We start from the raw sequence: 18,861 nt of genomic DNA, 5'->3' as shown, positions 1-18,861 counted from the left end.
AAATTATGGACTATCCGAGAGTTTCAATAATCATATTAAACTGGAATGGTTGGAGAGATACAATAGAATGCTTAGAATCTCTTTATAGAATTAACTATCCAAATTATGATATGATAGTTGTAGATAATGATTCTAAGGATGAATCTATTGAAAAAATAAAAGAATATTGCAATGGAACAATTGAAGTAAATTCTAAATTTTTCAAATATTCGGAAGATAACAAACCCATTAAAGTTTTTGAAATTTCAGAAGATAAAGCAAGAAGTAATAAATTTTTAGAAAAAGAAGAATATGAAAAACTAAATCCAAATAAAAGAATGATTTTAATTAAAAATAAAGATAATTATGGTTTTGCTGGGGGGAATAATGTTGGGATAAAATTTGCTTTGGATGTTTTAAATTCTAAGTATGTTCTATTGTTAAATAATGATACGGTTGTAGATAAAGATTTTTTAATTGAAATGGTAAAAGTTGCAGAAAGTGATGAAAAGATTGGAATTGTTGGAAGTAAGATTTATTATTATGATTATGACGGAAGAAGTGATGTGGTTTGGTTTGCTGGAGGGGGAATCAATACAAAAACGGGATACGGTTGGCATGAGGGAGACCACACAATAGATAATAGAGCATATAATAAAATAAAAGAATTTGATTTTATAACTGGATGCTCGATGTTACTTAAAAAAGAAATTTTAGAAAAATTAAAAGGATTAGATGAATTGTATTTTGCATGTTACGAAGATAGTGATTTATCGATCAGAGCTAAAAAATTGGGTTATAAATGTGTTTATATTCCTAAATCTATTTTGTGGCATAAACTTGGGGTTAGTGGAAATGGTTCCCCTGCATCAGTGTATTATCAAACAAGGAATAGAATATTATTTGTAAGAAAACATAATGCGTTTATTGATTATATTTTATTTTTAATTTGGTTTTTGAGTTATGACTCTGTTAAAAAGTTTATATATTTCATTTTTTTAAAGAAAAATTTCCAGTTATTTAAAGCCTATTGTAAAGCAGTTTTTGATGGAATTAAAGGAAGGGGCGGAAAAGGAATTTAAGATAATAATATTTGACTTCCCCCGTTATCGTATATTTTGTTTTTATTTTTTAATAATGGTTTAACTTCTGAGAAATCAAAATAATATGATACAGCTACACCAGGGATGACTCCAAACCCAACATTTTTTTTGAGATTGACATACATTAGCCAAATGTATGATTTTTCTTCAATATATTTTGTATGTTCGTTCAACCCCTTTATTTTTAAAGACATGTCTCCATAATTATCAAGCATAATACCTACTGATGATCGCCCCCTATTATAATAAATATTACTATTTTTCTTATCGTATTGGGACATCCATTTCACTGCATGCATATCATACTCAGTAATTAATCGATTATATAACCTTGCACGGTCTTCTAATGTTCCATATTTATCCACCGAATTCTGACTTAATGCTATTGAAGTCGGATGATCTTTTGTAAGTTCTTGAATAAATCCAACATTAAATAACATTAAAATTATTACATAAACACATACTATTTTTAGAAGATTATTTGTTTTAATATCCTTTCTAAAAATTTTTGAAATTATTTTAAAGAAGAGTATTCCTCCAATTATACAAAATGGGGAAGTTATAATTAATGCTAAAATATATAGTCTATCGGGACCCATTACTGCAAAAAATGGTAAAACTACTGCGGCAACAAGTATTCCTAAAAAATACAATGACAGCCCTAAATAGGTAGCATCAAATTTTGATTTTTTATAGTTCCACAATGTTTTACACATTCCCAAAACCATAAAAAACGCTATTCCCAGGTTCATATATTTAATTAGCAATAATAATCCTTCAGAATATTTTTTAGCTATCATATATGCTCCTCTTGATGCATCAGGGCTTAAAAATGATGTCCAAATTGAGCCAAAGACACTACTTCCGATACCTACAATTGATTTAAATAATGAAGAACTTGAAACATACATATACCATGATAATATCAACAATAAATATATTAACGCAAATGATAAAAATTCTTTTGAGTTATTGTAATTATTTGGTTTGTTATCGATTAATTTATAAATTTTTAAAAATATTACTGTGAATAATAATCCTGCCATAAACAAATAAGATGTTCCATAATGGGACCAAATTACGCCCATTCCAAACATTAATGTGATTATCATTTTTTTAAGTCTATTTATATCACCATACATAGCAACTATTATTAATGACATAAAAAATTCCGCCATAAATTGTTTAGTAATTACTGTAAATGTATTAATGTATGCCATTCCACCTGAGATAATAACAACTAATGCAGATAAAAATGACATTTTGCAATCTAAATACTTCCTAACAATAACATAAATCACAACTGGAAATATTGATATCCATAGTGGAAATATTAATTTATAAACCCAAGTTAGATTAATTCCCAAAATAAAATAAACCATTGGGGTAAATACATTATTGCTTAAAATTGAATTATAGTTCCCATATATATTATAATTCCAAAATCCATTTTCTATTGTTGATTTAGCACCTACCATTTCCCCATCATGGTTATTTACATAAGGAGTTATTAGCATTATATGCCATACTAATGCAATAGCAATTGCCCAAATAGCATAAGGATAATATTTCTTATCAATCCAATCTGTAAATCCAACAATTAATGCAATCAATGCAATTATAACAATCATTATCATTAATAAAATATTATTATGGTAATAATTTACTAAATAGGTTCCAAATATTGCCATGAATGGAATTAAACTTAAAAATAAAACCTGTGGATTTATAATATCTTTTAAATTGATATAGTCAGGACTATTATATTTTTTATCTCTAAAATAAGCAATAATACACAATAAAAACACAACTCCAGCCATAGTTAAAACTATTGGAATTTCTGCAATAGGTTTATTTGTAATGCCTAAAATTGGATAAAACATATTCATCAAAAATCCAACAAACATACCCATAAATAAACTCAGTCCAAGGGCATATAAAAAACTCTCAATACTGCTTAAATTGTGCAATCTTAAAATCCTTAGAAGCAAATATCCTGGGATGAAGGATATATATATAAATCCTATCAATGGTCTTAAAATTGTTATGTCTATTCCTAAATTATTTAATGTAAATAACCCTAATAAAGATAATTGAATGCCCAAAATTATTAATAAAAATTTTTTAAATTTCCAATTTTGTAATTTAAATGGATTTTGTAGCTTCATATTCTCACAATTATTTTTTATTTCTTAAAATATATTCCTTAACCTTTTTATAAATTTCATCAGGTTTTATATTTTTCATGCATGGTGCGGGATAACCATAAGGACATGGTTTTAATCCCATTAGTTGTGCTTGTAATAGATAGCAAGGGTATTTATCGCAACTTACATCTTTAAATACAGTTTTTTTATCTGTGTAGGGATCCCATTCGTTGGCGTTGTTTCCAGAATATAATCCAATTAAATATTTATTAAATGCTGCTCGTGCATGAACTGCTGATGTATCTACGCTTATTAATAAATCACATAAATCAATTAATGCGAAGTATTCTTTTAATGATAATTCACCAGCAATGTTATAAATATTTTTGTTATCGAACTTAATGTTTTTATTTAAATCGTTATATTCGTTTTTAGAACCACCATACAATATTTTAACATCTGGAAAATCCTTGAGAATTTTATTATTTAATTTATTCCAGTATTCAAAAGGCCAGTCTTTATAAACATGACCTCCACGAGGATGACATACTATAACAAAATCTTTATCAAAATCTATAAAATTCAGTTTATTCTTTAATGATTTGTAATATTGTTCATCTATTTTTAGTTCTAATCTTTTATCATATATTTTTAGATTTAAAGCTTTTAGTAAATCTAAATATCTCTCAACTACATGTTTATTCTTATCTCTTTTTACTTTTTTATCCAATAAAAAATCGAATGAAAAAGAGAATTTTCCTTCAGATCCAACTAAATAACGCCCACAAAAAATTAAAATTGGATTGTAAATAGTTCCACTTAAACTAAACACTACATCATATTTATTAAGATTTCTTATTATATACTTTAGTATCGCCAAATATCCGTCACTTTCTCTAAATTTCAAACCAAATGGAAAATTCACTACAATTATTTTATCAACAAATGGAATACATTCAGCAACATCTTTTGCTTCTTTTCTACATTGGAGTGTAATCTCTACTTCTGGAAAATTATATCTCAAATTTTTTAGAAAAGAAGATGTAACTACAACATCACCCAAATATTCAGAAATTACTAATATTTTTTTCACTTTTTCCTTTTTAAATTTTTTAAATTTCTTCCAAAAAAATAATATATCAAAGATATGTTTAATAAATTTAAGAATAAGTTTTTTATTTTTCATCCTCTTCCCCTCATTTCACATTATAAACTTCTTCATAAACTTTTAAATGTTCTTCTGCACATTTTTTCCAGCTGAATAGTTTGGCTCTTTCTAAACCTTTCTTAGATAGCTCTTCTCTTAATCCATCGTTAGTTAAAACTTCATACATTGCCTTAGCTAACTCGTTAACATCATAAGGATTAACCATTATTCCAGCATCTCCAACCACTTCGGGTAGAGAGGAAGTGTTTGAAGTTACAACTGGCGTTCCACATGCCATTGCCTCTAATGGTGGCAATCCAAATCCTTCATAAATAGAAGGATAAACGAATAAATCAGCAGCGTTGTATAAAGCAGGTAAATCTTCATCTGGAACATAGCCAGTGAATATTACATCCTTTTGTAGGTTTAGTTTTTCTATGGTTTCAAAGATGGATTTGTATTTCCATCCTTTTTTACCAGTGATTACTAATTTATGTTTCGTCCCCATTTTTTTAAGTTTGTAAAGTGCTTTTAATAGAGTTGGAATGTTTTTTCTTGGTTCCAAGGTTCCGACATATAATATAAAGGGATAGTTTAAGTTATACTTTTGTTTTATGTCATTTATCTCATTTTCTCTCAATGGTTTGTAGTTTTCATTTGCTGCTAAGTGAATTACTTTTATTTTATCTTCTGGAATTTTAAAGTATTTTATTATATCTTGTTTTGTATGGTGTGAAATTGAGATTATTTTATCGGCGGATTTTATGGATTTCGAAAGTATAATTTTTTGAAACAAATAAACACTTTTTTCAATTTCTTTTGGAAATAATATTTGTATTAAATCTAAAACAGACATTATATATTTTTGTTTAAAATTAAGAATTGTTGGAATTTGAAAAGGGTTGTGAATTATATCTAAATTTTCTAAACTGTTATTTATGGGCAAAATTTGATACCATAAGTATCTATTATTAAATGGTTTTTTTACAACTATCAGATTCGCACTTGGAATTAAATTATTATGTTGATAGTTAATTAGACAATAATTCTTATTTTGTAATTTAGCAGTAGCCTTCAATGTATTGTATAAATAATTTCCAACGCCTGTTCTTGGAGGATTTAATTTTTCTGAAATAATTCCAATCTTCATTCTTCCCCTCATTTCACATTATAAACTTCTTCATAAACTTTTAAATGTTCTTCTGCACATTTTTTCCAGCTGAATAGTTTGGCTCTTTCTAAACCTTTCTTAGATAGCTCTTCTCTTAATCCATTGTTAGTTAAAACTTCATACATTGCCTTAGCTAACTCGTTAACATCATAAGGATTAACCATTATTCCAGCATCTCCAACCACTTCGGGTAGAGAGGAAGTGTTTGAAGTTACAACTGGCGTTCCACATGCCATTGCCTCTAATGGTGGCAATCCAAATCCTTCATAAATAGAAGGATAAACGAATAAATCAGCAGCGTTATATAAAGCAGGTAAATCTTCATCTGGAACATAGCCAGTGAATATTACATCCTTTTGTAGGTTTAGTTTTTCTATGGTTTCAAAGATGGATTTGTATTTCCATCCTTTTTTACCAGTGATTACTAATTTATGTTTCGTCCCCATTTTTTTAAGTTTGTAAAGTGCTTTTAATAATGTTGGAATATTTTTGTGTTGTTCTAATGTTCCAACATATAATATAAATGGATAAATTAGATTGTATTTTTGTTTTATTTCGTTTATCTCATTTTCTCTTAATGGTTTGTAGTTTTCATTTGCTGCCAAGTGTATTACTTTTATTTTATCTTCTGGAATTTTAAAATGGTTTATTAAATCATTTTTTGTATGTTGAGATATTGATATTATTTTATCGGCGGATTTTAGAGTTTTTGGAAAAAATATCTTATATCCGTACTTGTTCATTGTGTTTGAGATATCGGGATATAAATACTGCCTAATGTCATAAACGGTTATAATTTTCTTTTGAAATCTGAGTTTCATATAAATCGTGCTACTTTCTGGACTATGAATTACATCAAGTCCAATATTGGTTATGTTCAATTTGTAATTTAAATACCAGTTCCAAAAATAATACGGTTTTGGAAAACTTCTAAAATAATTTTTTATAATCATTATTTTATTATCCACATGTGGATCTCCAAAAGTATTGTAATTTATTAAGTAAATTTTATCTTTATCAATTTTTAAAAGTTCTTTTGTTAAGTGATATACATAGTTCCCAACACCAGTTAAAGGTCTGTTTAACCTATCTGTTATAATTCCAATTTTCATAATATTCCCCTATTAACCAATATCTTGTTTTTAATGTGTAAATTGCTCAAAATTTATTTCCTCATCCAAGCCTTTAACATAACAGGAAATGCTGTGAAAGGATATTTCAAGACCTTTAAACGAGAAACTCCGTGCATTCTTTTTTCAAAAATGATTGGGACTTCTTTGTATCTCAAACCTTTTTTACCTGCCCTTATTATGATTTCCTGATGAATCCCCCATCTATTAGCATTTAAATCAAGCTGTTTAGCAGCATATTTATTAACTGCAACTAAACCACTTTGTGAATCGGTTGTTGGAACTCCCGACATAATCCTCGTTACTGTTGTGGATATATTATTACATGCGATTCTAATTTTGTAATTAATATTCGCTCCTTCGGTATATTCTCCTAAGAATCTTGAACCTACAACGATATCTGCCTCATCATTTATAATAGGGAAGCAAACTGGCATAATATCGTCTTTCCTATATTGCCCATCGGCATCAAAAATAAAGCATATGTCATAGGGGGAATTTATAAAATATTTATAACCTTCTCTAATTGCAACCCCCTTACCTCTATTTTCTCTAAATGTGATTACTTCAACACCACATTCTTTTGCATACTTCGTGGTGTTATCTTCACTACCATCATCAACAACTAAAATTCCATCAACAGTATCTTTAATGTTCTCAATTACTTTTTTAATGGATTTCTCTTCGTTGTACGCTGGTATCAATGCTAAAAGTTTTTTATCCATGGTATCATCCTTTAAATTAAAAAATTAAAAAATAAACAGCTCACATAATTCATCTTAAATCTGAGCTCAGTAAAAGGAACATTAAAATCTTAATTTCCAATCCTTTCCAAATCCTTTTCAACCATCATCTTAACTAATTCTTTAAATTTAACCTTCGGTTCCCATCCGAGCTCCTTCTTAGCTTTTGAATAGTCACCAATTAATATATCAACTTCCGCAGGTCTGAAAAACTCTGGATTGACTTTTACCAAAACCTTTCCAGTATTGGCATCTTTACCAACTTCATTAACTCCTTCGCCTTCCCATTCTATGTCGATTCCTACAACCTTAAATGCATTTTCAACAAATTCCCTAACTGTGTGGGTTTCGTTTGTTGCCAAAACAAAGTCATCTGGTTTATCATGCTGCAATATTTTCCACATACCATAAACGTAATCTCCAGCATAACCCCAATCCCTTTTAGCACTTAAATTCCCCAACTCAACAAAATCCTGTAATCCACGATATATTCTAGCAACCGCCATTGTTATTTTTCTTGTTACGAATTCTGGTCCACGCATAGGTGATTCGTGATTGAACAGAATTCCATTGCTCATAAATAAGTCATAACTCTCTCTATAATTTTTAATTGTCCAAAATCCTGCTAATTTGGAAACCCCATAAGGACTTCTTGGATAAAATGGGGTGGTCTCTTTCTGTGGAATTTCCTGAACCTTTCCATACAATTCAGACGTTGCAGCAAAATAGAGTTTTGAAGATGGTGCGTATTCCTTTACCGCATTAGCTACATTCAAAGTTCCCCCAATATTTACATCGTAGGTAAATCTCGGGTTCTCAAAAGAGAATCCAACAAAACTCTGTGCCGCTAAGTGATAAACTTCATCAGGCTGTACTGCTTTAACAACGTTATCCATGAATAAATTATCTGTAATATCCCCCCAGTGGATATTTATCTGTTCTTTTTCTTCCTGTGATAAATGCTCCAAGTTTCCTAAGGAGTTTTGACTGTTTCTTCTTACGATTCCATGAACTTCGTATCCTTTTTCCAAAAGTAATTTTGTTAAATAATATCCATCTTGTCCTGTTATTCCAGTTATAATTGCTTTTTTCATTTTATACCCTCCTCCAATATAGTTAAATATATTTATTCTCTTTCAACCATTCAACATAATCTTTAACAGCATCTTCAAAAGTCCATTTGGGTTCGTATCCCAAATATTTCTTAGCATTGGTTAAATCTGCCTGTGTAAAATCTTGATAAAACTCTTCATAAGGATTGTCAAAATATTCAGGTTCATAGTCAAAGCCTAAAACATCATTTAAAACTTCGATAATATGATTAAATGAAACTGCCTTACCACTACCTGCATTTACAATACAGCTTTCCTTAGCATCCAATGCCATCAAATTTATTTGAACAATATTTTTAACATAAACTTGGTCTCTCTTCTGCTCTCCCCATTTGAAGATTCTTGGATTTTTTCCATCAACCATCTGTTTTGCCAACTGCCAAACCATTGAAGCCATTTTTCCCTTATACTGCTCCCTTGGTCCAAAAACATTAAAATATCTTAAACCAACAATGTGACTATCAGGATACTTCTCCATGTATTTTTTAGCTATGCAATCGCAAATCCATTTTGAAAAACCATACACATTGTTAGGTCTTCCAGCATATTCTTCTTTTTGTGGAGATTCAGCATCACCATAAGTTGCCGCAGAAGATGCATAAATAAACTTTATATCATTTTCAACAGCAAAATCTAAAAGTCTTCTGAATCCTTCTGTGTTTATTTGCATCATTAACTTCTGGTCACTAACTGTTGTATCTGTTATGGCAGCTTCATGAAAAATAGCATCAACATCTTTAAATTTATTTAAATCAACATCCAAAATACTCTCAGAAACAACATCCCCTCCATAACCAAGGAGATTTTTAAAATTACCACTTGAAAAATCGTCTAAAACAATTGTTTCATATCCTTTGTCCTGCAATTCCAACGCAATATTAGAACCAATAAATCCTGCACCGCCTGTTATAAGAGCTCTCATAAATACCCCTTCATTTAATATTTATGTAATTACTTATGTATGTAATATTATGTTTTCTTCTTACTTTTATAGTTTTTTCGGTTATTGTCTTATTTTAACATAAATATTTTTTCATAATGATGTAATCTAATATAAACCATAATTTTTAATATATATCTTAATAATATGAGCTCGAAGATATATATTATTATCGGAGATATAGTATTATCGGAGCTCCGACACTACAAAATCCTTCAACACTTCATTAATTGCCAACAACTCCAACTTCCCCTGTGGTTTTAACTCCCCAGTTTTAATATTGACGAATAATATATTCTTTTTAACTGCCCAAATTACATCATCTGTTAATTCTTCATAGATAAAACTATCAACATGCTTATATCTCTCAAATAAACCTAAAACATTTTTAAATAAGTTTTCGTCCTCTCTTTTCAATTTATACAATTCATCTTTTATCTGCCGAGCTCTGAATATTAACGAACTTTTACAGTATTCTTCAACATCATTGCCAAGTAATTTTTCCTGAATTACATCTATTAATTTTATAGGTTTTCCACCAAAATAATTCCATACAGTTTCTATTTCCTCTGAGCCAAAATTATTTTTTATTAGGAACTCTCTCGTAGTTTTATAATCAAAATCATCCACTAAGTAGTATTTGCATCTGTCTTGCAACATTGCCTCATTATATACTTTATTTATAAACAAGCTGTCGGAGGTTAAAACAACCACATGGCTAAGATGCCTTTGTTTAGTTAAACTTATAAAGAAATTAAACAACTTATAAATCAAATATCCATTTATTTTTAAATCTTCTATTACCTGCAATTCATCGATTATCAATATTGGCTTTTTCCCATTATTTTTTAAATTCTCAAAAACATTTAGTATATAATTAAATACATCCTCTGATTTATTCTCATCCAATATTTCATTTAATAGTGTTTTAGGTATTGGAATACCCCCCAAACTGTGTGGCATATCAATTAACAAATCTTTAAAGTATTTTTTAATATTCCTACTGTCATAAGATGAAACATCAAATAAAACCCTCACGAACTCATCATATTTTGATATAAAGTGAGCTCTTAAATCTATATAAAAAGCAACATATTCCTCATCTAAATTTTTAATTACTTCATTTATTAAAGTGGTTTTGCCACTATTTATAGGGCCATATATAAAATATATCAAATTAGGTTCAAACAACAGTAGTTTTTTTAAATCTTCTAATTCCTTTTTTCTATTAAAAAATTCCATGAAATCACCTATTTTCTAAACTTAGCCTTAACCACCATCATGGTTAAAAGATTAATTTTATAAATTTCATTATCAGAGCTCCGCCATATATTATATATAAGGAGGAGCTCCTCTCATTTAATATCCTTCTAAATTATTGACACCTCTTCCTTAATGATTTTTTCTTTTAGTTTTGGCTTTATTGTTTAATTTTAGACAGGATTTATGTATTATGCAATACCCAATTTGGATTTTATCAGATGTATAAGACCTCCTATAACAATTTTAACAACCATTATTATTTCGCTAAATATGGAGTTGTTATTTTTATTTTCGGATATATCCTTTTCTTTTATGGCATAGTATCCTGATTTTGTTACATCAATGGTTATTTTGCTGTTATTTTTATCATAAACATAAGGAATACTTTTCCAAGATTTCATCTGCTCATCATAATATAATATTTTTAATTCCTTGCCTTCTGGAACATCCAATGATATTTCAAGAGTTAGTGGCTTGTTAAATTCCGCATTATTTGGTGATATATAATAAGCAAGTGTAATATTTGGAAGACTTACTTCTTTTAGCTGTATGTCTCCAACTGTGCTAATTTTTGTTCCATCGGATATTATTAAGGTGGCATTTCCAACATGTTTTATTATTGTCCCATATACTATATTTTCTTGTTCTGGGTTGTTGTTATTTGGTTTAGAATTATTATTTTGGATATTGTCTCCTATGTTTTTATTTATGTTATCTTGACTGGGTGTAATATTATCACTTTTGTTATCCGCAATAGTTTTATTTTCCAGATTCTTTGGTTTGTAATAGTTAAGATATATAATTTTACTGTTTTCATTGTTATATTGGTCCTTTGCAATTATCTTGAATATATTTTCCCCCTCTTTTAAATTGAGAGTTCCCACGTAATGATTGCCTGATTCATTATAACCCAATCCATTACCATTCAAATAAAATTTTATTGTATAATCTGATTCATCTTCAACAATTACTTCGAAATCCACATTGGAAATATTATAATCCCTTTTTGATGGAGATAGTATTGTTATTTTTGGAGGTTCGTTGTCGGTATTATTTGTAGTAGTTGTATCATTAACTACTGGTGGAGCAGGTGGAACTGGTGTATCTCCCCCGATTATAATTTCTTTATTTACGCCACCAATATTCAAATATACTGTTGTTCCTTCTGGAATGTTGTTTGTTTTGTAGGAATATTCAAAATATCCATTCTCATCTGCCTTTATAGTTGTAGATGCAATGATTTTTAATTTCACAGGTTTTGATGAATCTTTTATTGTCCCCCCTATTTTTATGTCATAGGTTCCCACAGGAACATTTGACTGAGAAACTATTGCTATGCCATTACTGTCTGCATTTGCACTTTTTGTGACCCATATGCCCATTTTTACGCTTACATATACTTTATTTACATTTTCAGCAACAACTTTAAAATTATTTGGGGATGAGGGTATTTCAACACTATTCATAAGATATCCATAGTATGGTGGAGATATTATTGGATTTACTTCAAACCATGCCTGACAGTTTATATCTTCGTTTGGATTGGCTTTTCCTGTTAATGTTAGAGTGTCTCCCACTTTTGGGTTTGAAGGAGATATTTGAATATCTGAAACTGCATATGCTGATGAAATAAATAATCCTAAAATAATTAAAAATAGTATTTTTTTAATAATAATCATCACCTCGATATAGTGGCATTTTCACTGGTAAATAACCAATATGCTTTAAAAGGTTCCAAGTAGGAATTGTTTGAGTAGAGCTCACCCTCAGTAGATATTATCCTATAATACGAACTAGAATTTTTAAATAATTCATAAGCTAAAATATTTCCATTTCTAAAATTCCAATCATAGTCATTTGGGGCAATTCCTATCAAATTGTATCCTTTATTGATAATTCTTGAACAGTTGGATTTATTGGTATCATAATATACATCCATTTCAGTATCGTTTTCAGCATATATAAAGTATCCATAAAGTGCATTTAAATTGTTATTTCTATTTAAAGTCCATTTTTGATTGGAATAAGTTATTATTAATTTTATATTGGAGTTATTGTTATAGGATATATTTGAATTATATGGAACCGATATGGCATTCCATCCTTTGTAAATATGTAATTTACGACCTGCGATAGATATATTTTTGGTGATGTTTTCAATCTTTAAATGTAAAATTGTAGTTTTAGGAATGCCATCTATAACTTTGTAGGAATATTCAAAATTCCCATTCTCATCTGCCTTTATGGTTGTAGATGCAATGATTTTTAATTTCACAGGTTTTGATGAATCTTTTATTGTCCCTCCTATTTTTATGTCATAGGTTCCCACAGGAACATTTGACTGAGAAACTGTTGCCACGCCATTGCTATCTGCATTTGCACTTTTTGTGACCCATATGCCCATTTTTACGCTTACATATACTTTATTTACATTTTCAGCAACAACTTTAAAATTATTTGGGGATGAGGGTATTTCAACACTATTCATAAGATATCCATAGTACGGTGGAGATATTATTGGATTTACTTCAAACCATGCCTGACAGTTTATATCTTCGTTTGGACTGGCTTTTCCTGTTAATGTTAGAGTGTCCATTATATTTGGATTTGAAGGATATATTTGAACATCTGAAACTGCGTAAATTGGAGAAATTAAAAATCCGAAAATAATAATCATAAATAATGTTTTTTTAATATAAACCACCCCTTAATTAAGTGTGAATTTATTATACCATAAAAATTTGGTATATTTATAATTTTTTATTTTTAAATTTTTTTAGAAAATATCCTTTTAAAATAATATAAAAAAGAAAAATAGATGTATATTTTATTGCTGTTCTACTGCAACAATCTTTTTATCTACTGTATCGTAGGCTATTCCTATCACATAGCTATCAGATACATTATTGAGGTCTAATGAAACTGTGCTGTTGGTTGTAACTGGACTGTATGTTGCTGATGCAGTATCTGGCGTATATATCGTTCCTATTATGTCATTTATTTTTGATGCACTTAATGTTATGAAATCATTGTTTTCTACAACAATTTCGCTTCCACTATTCCCAACTACTGTGACATTGAATAAATTATTATTTGGATTTGTTCCCACTACATTTAGTGTTATTCCTACATTTTTATTGATCATTGCCAATCCATATCTTACAGTATTATTTGTTGGCGTGTCGTTTAATGATATGATGTATGTTGTAGTATTAAACATGTCTGTTCCATTGTAAGTCAATGTCATGTTGTATTTCATTACTTCAAATCCGCCTATTGCAAGGACATTTACATTGTTGCTATCTGGTGTAATCATGTTTCCGTTTGTAATTACTACAATGTAATCTGCGTTGGAGTCATTTGCAGTGATGTTAAAGGTTGCTACACCGTTTAATACTGTTGCAGTGCCTTCATAGTTTTCATGCAAGAGATTTATTAAATCTGTTGCATTTCCGTTAAGTAGTTTATTAACTGCATCTCTAAATGAGCTCCTACTGCTTATTATTGAAAGTGAAACATTATTTCCAGTCATGTAAATATTGCTGTAATTTATTGTAATGGTGTCTCCATTATAGGATACTGTATTGAAATTGTTCATTGCTTCTATTACTGATTCTACACTTTCATTATCTTTAAAGTATATTTCTACACCTTTTGAAGTATCTTTTTTATCTACAACATTTACATTTGCTGTTATGTTTGGTAGGTTTAATGTTTCTGTTCCTGTAATTGATAATGTGCTATCATTCTGCCCTACAAATCCAACAGTTTTTCCATTTGCTACAACTTTTACTGCCAATTTTGGTTTAACTGTTATTACTTTTGAAACTTCATATACTCCATCTGATATAGTTAATGTGATGTTGTAAGTTCCATCTGCTGGATATGTAATAACTACTGATTCGCAACTGTTGTCGGGGTAAATGCTTTGACTGCCTGGTGCTAACCATTTGTATGTTAAAGTTTTATTTTCTGGGTCGTATGATTTTGATGCATTTATTGCTACACTTAATCCGTTTATAACTGGGTTATCCATTGATATAACTGGTCTGTTATTTACTGCATTTACTTTTAATTTAATTTGCACGAATGGGTCTTCCTTCATGAATAATGTTAAAATACCATTTGTTGCATCGTATTTGAAGTAGTTGGTCTGGTCTGCATTGCTATCATATTCTGGAATAGTTCCCAATCCTTCTTTATAAACTTCGCTTACTGAGGTATTACCAACAGGTATGGCAATTACAACATAGGTGTCTGTTGTGTTTTCGAATTTAATTTCTGTGTTTATTGTTGTTTCATTTGTATCATCATCAATGGTAATGTTTTTAACATAGACTGATACATTTTCCACATCCTTACTTGCAATTACTACTGGTTTTATGAGCTCTTCCGTTAATGTTGAAGTATTTTGAATTTCTTCTGCTCTATCTAATGCATCTTTAATGTTTTCTAAGTGAATTGTTGTATTTTCTATTGTAGATGTATCTGAGGTATTTTTTGTTGGTATTATAATGTCTATTGATTTACTTCCTACGGCTGTATTTACAATAAATGCATTGTTTGTAGCATTGTCATCAATTGTGATACTTGTAGTTCCTGCATCAGTTGTATTTACAATTTGCAATGAAACACTACTGTTTCCCGTAGTGGTTATGGTTTCTTGTTTTGGAACTGCAATGTCAAATACAAAGGTCTTGTTTATTTCTGGATGACTATTTAAAGCAAAGGTAATTTTTGCTTGGTATGATTTTCCAGATGCTAATGCCGATGTATTTTTAATTATGCAAGTGGTCGTATTTTGTGAATTTGCATAGATTGTTAGACTTCCATTTGTTGAAACTGTAAGATTTGCATTTGTAGTAGTATTTGTAGTGGTTATTGTTATGTTATTATCTTGATAGTTTGTAATTATTATTGGAATGTATTCATCCACATTTCCTCTAATTTTTGAAATATATTCAGGATTTACATCAAAGTATTTCAAATTTACCACTATGGATTTGGTAGATTGCTGTCCATTGTCATCATATACAACCAATGTTGCAGTATATTTTCCTTGCATGTGGTAATTTGTTTTAATGGTTTCATTATATGATGTTCCTGAAATAGTTTCTTCTTTCTCTGTTCCATCACCATATTTTAATACAATCTTTTTTAATCCATTATCATCACTTACATTTATAGTAAATGTTGTATCCAATCCATCAATTGAAACTGTAAAGTTATTTATCACTGGTTTATTATCTACTGGTGTTGTTGGAGTCGTTGTTGTTCCTCCGCCTCCTCCTGATGGCCTGCTTATCATTGAAGTAGAGGATAACCCAGCTTTACTTGCGATATTTGATATTATATTTGACATTGATGTGCTATCACTTGAAACTGAAACCCCTGATGCAAATGTAAGTTTTGAAATTATTTTATTTACCATATCTTCTTTTGATACTGGAATTGGAGCTATTGCACCAACATAACCATTAACAAAGCTTACTACTGCATCCAATATTGGATTGTTGGTTTTTTCCGCATAAACTACTGCAACATCTTTGTTTTCAGCATTTGGATTTATTCTTGGAACATATGCTAATGCGGTTTTTATAACTGAATCGTCACTACCTGATGCAATTATTGTGTTTTTTGCATATCCTGATACAGTGTTTGTTATTATTTTTGGAATTTTGCTACCAAGAATTACTGCATTTTCTGGTTTTGCAGTTTTTAATAAATTTGCTACTTCATCATCTTTATCTAATCCATAGTACACCACAGGAGCTCCGAAGCTCACTGCCACAGGGATTATTTTTTCATTAAACCCCTCTGCAACTACAATATTGTTTACCATCTCTGGCTTTTCTTCTTTAATCAATTCATACATTTTTTGGGAAGTTTCTATTCTAGTCTCCCCCCAAACTCTTTTAATATTTATATGTAATTTATTTATCTGGTTTTCCACACTGTTGCTAACTGCAACTGGACCACCGACAATTATTACCTTGTTAATATTATTTCTTTCGAGCTCTCTTTTTGCATCATCTGATAATTCATCTGTTGGCGTATATACCAGCTTGTATCCCATTGCTTTGGCGTATGGTGCTGCAACAATGGCATCTGCTGGGGTAGATACTACAACTGCTACATTTTCAGTAGTTTCTGAGGCAAAACCTAGGGGTAATGCCCCTAGAATCATTATCAAAGATAGCAGTATGGAATAGGCCTTCATAATTATCCTCCCACATTTTTATTTGATATGTTAAATTCTATTGCATATACACAATGTATTTATATAATTTTATTATATATTAACTTTATCACTATTTAAATATCATAGTATGACGAATATCCCTTTATATCAGGTGTTGCAATGAAAAGTTACATACTTTTAATTATTCTGTTTTTATGTCCGGTGGCATATGGTGACGGGGTTGGGGATGAAATAATGTATAATTATTTTCAAAACCTTATCGACAATGGTCATGATAATTTAAATACATTAATGGACAATAATAAAGCAGAGCTCCTATCTGCCAATGTTTTCAATGTTTCAGAAGATTTAAAAAAGCACAATGTGAGTCATAAACTTTTAAACATCGCACCTGTTTTTGAGCAATTTTACAATTCTATCAATAATATTATGGTAAATTACAATGATATGGTAGAATATAGTGATGTTGAAAATTCCAGCAATTATATAATTTTTAAAACATCTTTAAAAAATGTTCATAGTAGTTTAATAGTTTTAAATGATTCATTAAATAAGATAGATAAAATAACCTTAAAAGACAGGGACGGAAATATCTTAAAATTTGATACTTCAAAGGTTAGAAGTGATATCAACATACTATTAAAAGATACTGAATTATACTCCAATAAGCTAAACAAAATTGCACCAGAAGGATTTGTTATATATTCGGACAGTAGTACTGTTTTTATAAATTCTGAAATAACAATATATGGATATATTAAAAATAGGGGAGCTCCGATAGATTCAATAACTCTTTATCATAATAACATATCCTATAATATTAAATTGGAAAATAATAGTTTCTCAAAAACATTTTTGATAGATAAACTTGGAAATCATGTATTTTATGCAACATCACCATCAGGAACTTCAAACATGCTAAAAATATCTTGTTTAAAGATTCCAACGCATATCAATGTAATTTATGAAAATAAAAAATATGTTGGCAACGATGCAAACTTAAAAATAGAGTTATGCGATTATTACGGAAATAAACTAAAAGATAATGTATATATTGACTATCTAGACACCCATAAAAACATGAGAGCTCCTTTAAATCTAAATATCAAATCAAACGTGGAAAAAAATATTACCGTAAATATTGAATATAAAGGGAATAGTATATACAATAAATCCAAAAAAACAGCTACTATAAGTTTTGTAAGGATTCCAACATATATAACTGCAAATTATGAGGGTAATAAAATAATTGGGAAGTTATTTGATAAAGACAATAATTTATTAAACAATAAAGATATTTATTTAGAAATGGATAACAAAACATATATTTCAAAGACGAGAAATGGTAGTTTTGAATTTAATATGTCAAATAATGCCCATGATGAGTGTCATATATTTTTTAAAGGGGATTCTAAATATAAGCCATCCTCAAAGAAGTTAATTAAAGATAAGAATATTATGCTCATATTCAATAGCAATAATAATGGTTATATTCTAAGTTTTATGGCGGTTGTCTTATTGCTGGTTTTAATAATATATAGAATACAGAGACGTAGGGACATGAAGGACATGGCTGCTGAGGAGGATGAAGGAATTATCCACGATGCAATTGAGGCATTGAAGATAAAAGGCATCTATTTGGAATTTGAAAAATATATATCTAATAAAAAATATGTTGAAGGAATAATTAGAACATATTCCTCTTTTATACATAGGTTAAATATTCAAAAATCCCTAACTCCGAGAGAAATATGTAGAAGGTATAGTAATATAAAAGGTTTGAAAACTATAACAAAAATCTTCGAAAAGGTATATTATGGAAATATGGAACCTAAAAAGGACGATATTGAAAAATATGATAAATTCTTTAAAGGGAGCTAACATGCAAAATGCAATTAAGTTTTTACAAAATACATTTAAATAT

At 29.3% G+C, this 18,861-nt stretch carries 13 protein-coding genes; 2 read left to right on the top strand and 11 right to left on the bottom strand.

The genetic code is table 11. The features are described from left to right. Window positions 1–5: 5 nt before the first annotated feature. Window positions 6–1,061 carry a glycosyltransferase family 2 protein gene (locus tag Mjas_RS00570; RefSeq protein WP_421077862.1) on the top strand — a complete coding sequence of 352 codons (1,056 nt, stop codon included), beginning with the start codon at window positions 6–8 and terminating at the stop codon, window positions 1,059–1,061. Here Mjas_RS00570 and Mjas_RS00565 read toward each other — a convergent pair. From Mjas_RS00565 to Mjas_RS00515, 11 genes are all read right to left on the bottom strand, one after another. Further along, a complete protein-coding gene (locus Mjas_RS00565; protein ID WP_421077861.1) occupies window positions 1,058–3,250 on the bottom strand; it encodes a DUF2206 domain-containing protein in 2,193 nt (730 codons plus the stop codon). The two genes, Mjas_RS00570 and Mjas_RS00565, sit on opposite strands and share 4 nt — an antisense overlap. 10 nt (window positions 3,251–3,260) lie before the next feature. Next, complete coding sequence (locus Mjas_RS00560) at window positions 3,261–4,415, bottom strand: glycosyltransferase family 9 protein (RefSeq protein ID WP_421077860.1); 1,155 nt, start codon at window positions 4,413–4,415, stop codon at window positions 3,261–3,263. A 10-nt stretch (window positions 4,416–4,425) separates the two neighbouring features. Beyond that, window positions 4,426–5,526: a glycosyltransferase family 4 protein gene (locus Mjas_RS00555; RefSeq protein ID WP_421077859.1), complete on the bottom strand. Its 1,101-nt coding sequence runs from the start codon at window positions 5,524–5,526 to the stop codon at window positions 4,426–4,428. Window positions 5,527–5,534: 8 nt separating this feature from the next. Further along, window positions 5,535–6,659: a glycosyltransferase family 4 protein gene (locus tag Mjas_RS00550; RefSeq protein WP_421077858.1), complete on the bottom strand. Its 1,125-nt coding sequence runs from the start codon at window positions 6,657–6,659 to the stop codon at window positions 5,535–5,537. Window positions 6,660–6,712: 53 nt separating this feature from the next. Continuing rightward, complete coding sequence (locus tag Mjas_RS00545; protein WP_421077857.1) at window positions 6,713–7,402, bottom strand: glycosyltransferase family 2 protein; 690 nt, start codon at window positions 7,400–7,402, stop codon at window positions 6,713–6,715. Window positions 7,403–7,491: 89 nt separating this feature from the next. After that, the gene (gene gmd / locus Mjas_RS00540; RefSeq protein WP_421077856.1) at window positions 7,492–8,514 is read right to left on the bottom strand and encodes a GDP-mannose 4,6-dehydratase; all 1,023 of its coding nucleotides are present in this window, start codon (window positions 8,512–8,514) and stop codon (window positions 7,492–7,494) included. A 22-nt stretch (window positions 8,515–8,536) separates the two neighbouring features. Further along, the gene (gene rfaD / locus Mjas_RS00535; RefSeq protein ID WP_421077855.1) at window positions 8,537–9,454 is read right to left on the bottom strand and encodes an ADP-glyceromanno-heptose 6-epimerase; all 918 of its coding nucleotides are present in this window, start codon (window positions 9,452–9,454) and stop codon (window positions 8,537–8,539) included. A 204-nt stretch (window positions 9,455–9,658) separates the two neighbouring features. Further along, on the bottom strand, window positions 9,659–10,714 hold the full coding sequence (locus tag Mjas_RS00530; RefSeq protein ID WP_421077854.1) for an ATP-binding protein: 1,056 nt from the start codon (window positions 10,712–10,714) through the stop codon (window positions 9,659–9,661). Window positions 10,715–10,923: 209 nt separating this feature from the next. Continuing rightward, complete coding sequence (locus Mjas_RS00525) at window positions 10,924–12,414, bottom strand: hypothetical protein (protein WP_421077853.1); 1,491 nt, start codon at window positions 12,412–12,414, stop codon at window positions 10,924–10,926. Next, the gene (locus Mjas_RS00520; protein WP_421077852.1) at window positions 12,414–13,412 is read right to left on the bottom strand and encodes a hypothetical protein; all 999 of its coding nucleotides are present in this window, start codon (window positions 13,410–13,412) and stop codon (window positions 12,414–12,416) included. Before Mjas_RS00520 ends, Mjas_RS00525 begins: the two co-directional genes overlap by 1 nt. A 150-nt stretch (window positions 13,413–13,562) precedes the next feature. Then, on the bottom strand, window positions 13,563–16,955 hold the full coding sequence (locus Mjas_RS00515) for a PKD domain-containing protein (RefSeq protein WP_421077851.1): 3,393 nt from the start codon (window positions 16,953–16,955) through the stop codon (window positions 13,563–13,565). A 141-nt stretch (window positions 16,956–17,096) separates the two neighbouring features. Between Mjas_RS00515 and Mjas_RS00510 the strand changes: the two genes are divergently transcribed. Next, a complete protein-coding gene (locus Mjas_RS00510; protein WP_421077850.1) occupies window positions 17,097–18,818 on the top strand; it encodes a hypothetical protein in 1,722 nt (573 codons plus the stop codon). The last annotated feature ends 43 nt before the right edge of the window (window positions 18,819–18,861 follow it).

It is taken from the genome of Methanothermococcus jasoni (assembly GCF_049075655.1).
Classification (GTDB): domain Archaea; phylum AGJL01; class Methanococci; order Methanococcales; family Methanococcaceae; genus Methanofervidicoccus.
The sequence above is the reverse complement of the archived record's forward strand: the minus strand, read 5'-3'. Positions and strand labels throughout refer to the sequence as shown.

Bases quoted from the DNA above. Each gene is read 5' to 3' on its own strand.
- Mjas_RS00570 (WP_421077862.1), top strand. From the start codon at position 6: ATGGACTATCCGAGAGTTTCAATAATCATATTAAACTGGAATGGTTGG.
- Mjas_RS00565 (WP_421077861.1), bottom strand. From the start codon at position 3,250: ATGAAGCTACAAAATCCATTTAAATTACAAAATTGGAAATTTAAAAAA.
- Mjas_RS00560 (WP_421077860.1), bottom strand. From the start codon at position 4,415: ATGAAAAATAAAAAACTTATTCTTAAATTTATTAAACATATCTTTGAT.
- Mjas_RS00555 (WP_421077859.1), bottom strand. From the start codon at position 5,526: ATGAAGATTGGAATTATTTCAGAAAAATTAAATCCTCCAAGAACAGGC.
- Mjas_RS00550 (WP_421077858.1), bottom strand. From the start codon at position 6,659: ATGAAAATTGGAATTATAACAGATAGGTTAAACAGACCTTTAACTGGT.
- Mjas_RS00545 (WP_421077857.1), bottom strand. From the start codon at position 7,402: ATGGATAAAAAACTTTTAGCATTGATACCAGCGTACAACGAAGAGAAA.
- gmd (WP_421077856.1), bottom strand. From the start codon at position 8,514: ATGAAAAAAGCAATTATAACTGGAATAACAGGACAAGATGGATATTAT.
- rfaD (WP_421077855.1), bottom strand. From the start codon at position 9,454: ATGAGAGCTCTTATAACAGGCGGTGCAGGATTTATTGGTTCTAATATT.
- Mjas_RS00530 (WP_421077854.1), bottom strand. From the start codon at position 10,714: ATGGAATTTTTTAATAGAAAAAAGGAATTAGAAGATTTAAAAAAACTA.
- Mjas_RS00525 (WP_421077853.1), bottom strand. From the start codon at position 12,414: ATGATTATTATTAAAAAAATACTATTTTTAATTATTTTAGGATTATTT.
- Mjas_RS00520 (WP_421077852.1), bottom strand. From the start codon at position 13,412: ATGATTATTATTTTCGGATTTTTAATTTCTCCAATTTACGCAGTTTCA.
- Mjas_RS00515 (WP_421077851.1), bottom strand. From the start codon at position 16,955: ATGAAGGCCTATTCCATACTGCTATCTTTGATAATGATTCTAGGGGCA.
- Mjas_RS00510 (WP_421077850.1), top strand. From the start codon at position 17,097: ATGAAAAGTTACATACTTTTAATTATTCTGTTTTTATGTCCGGTGGCA.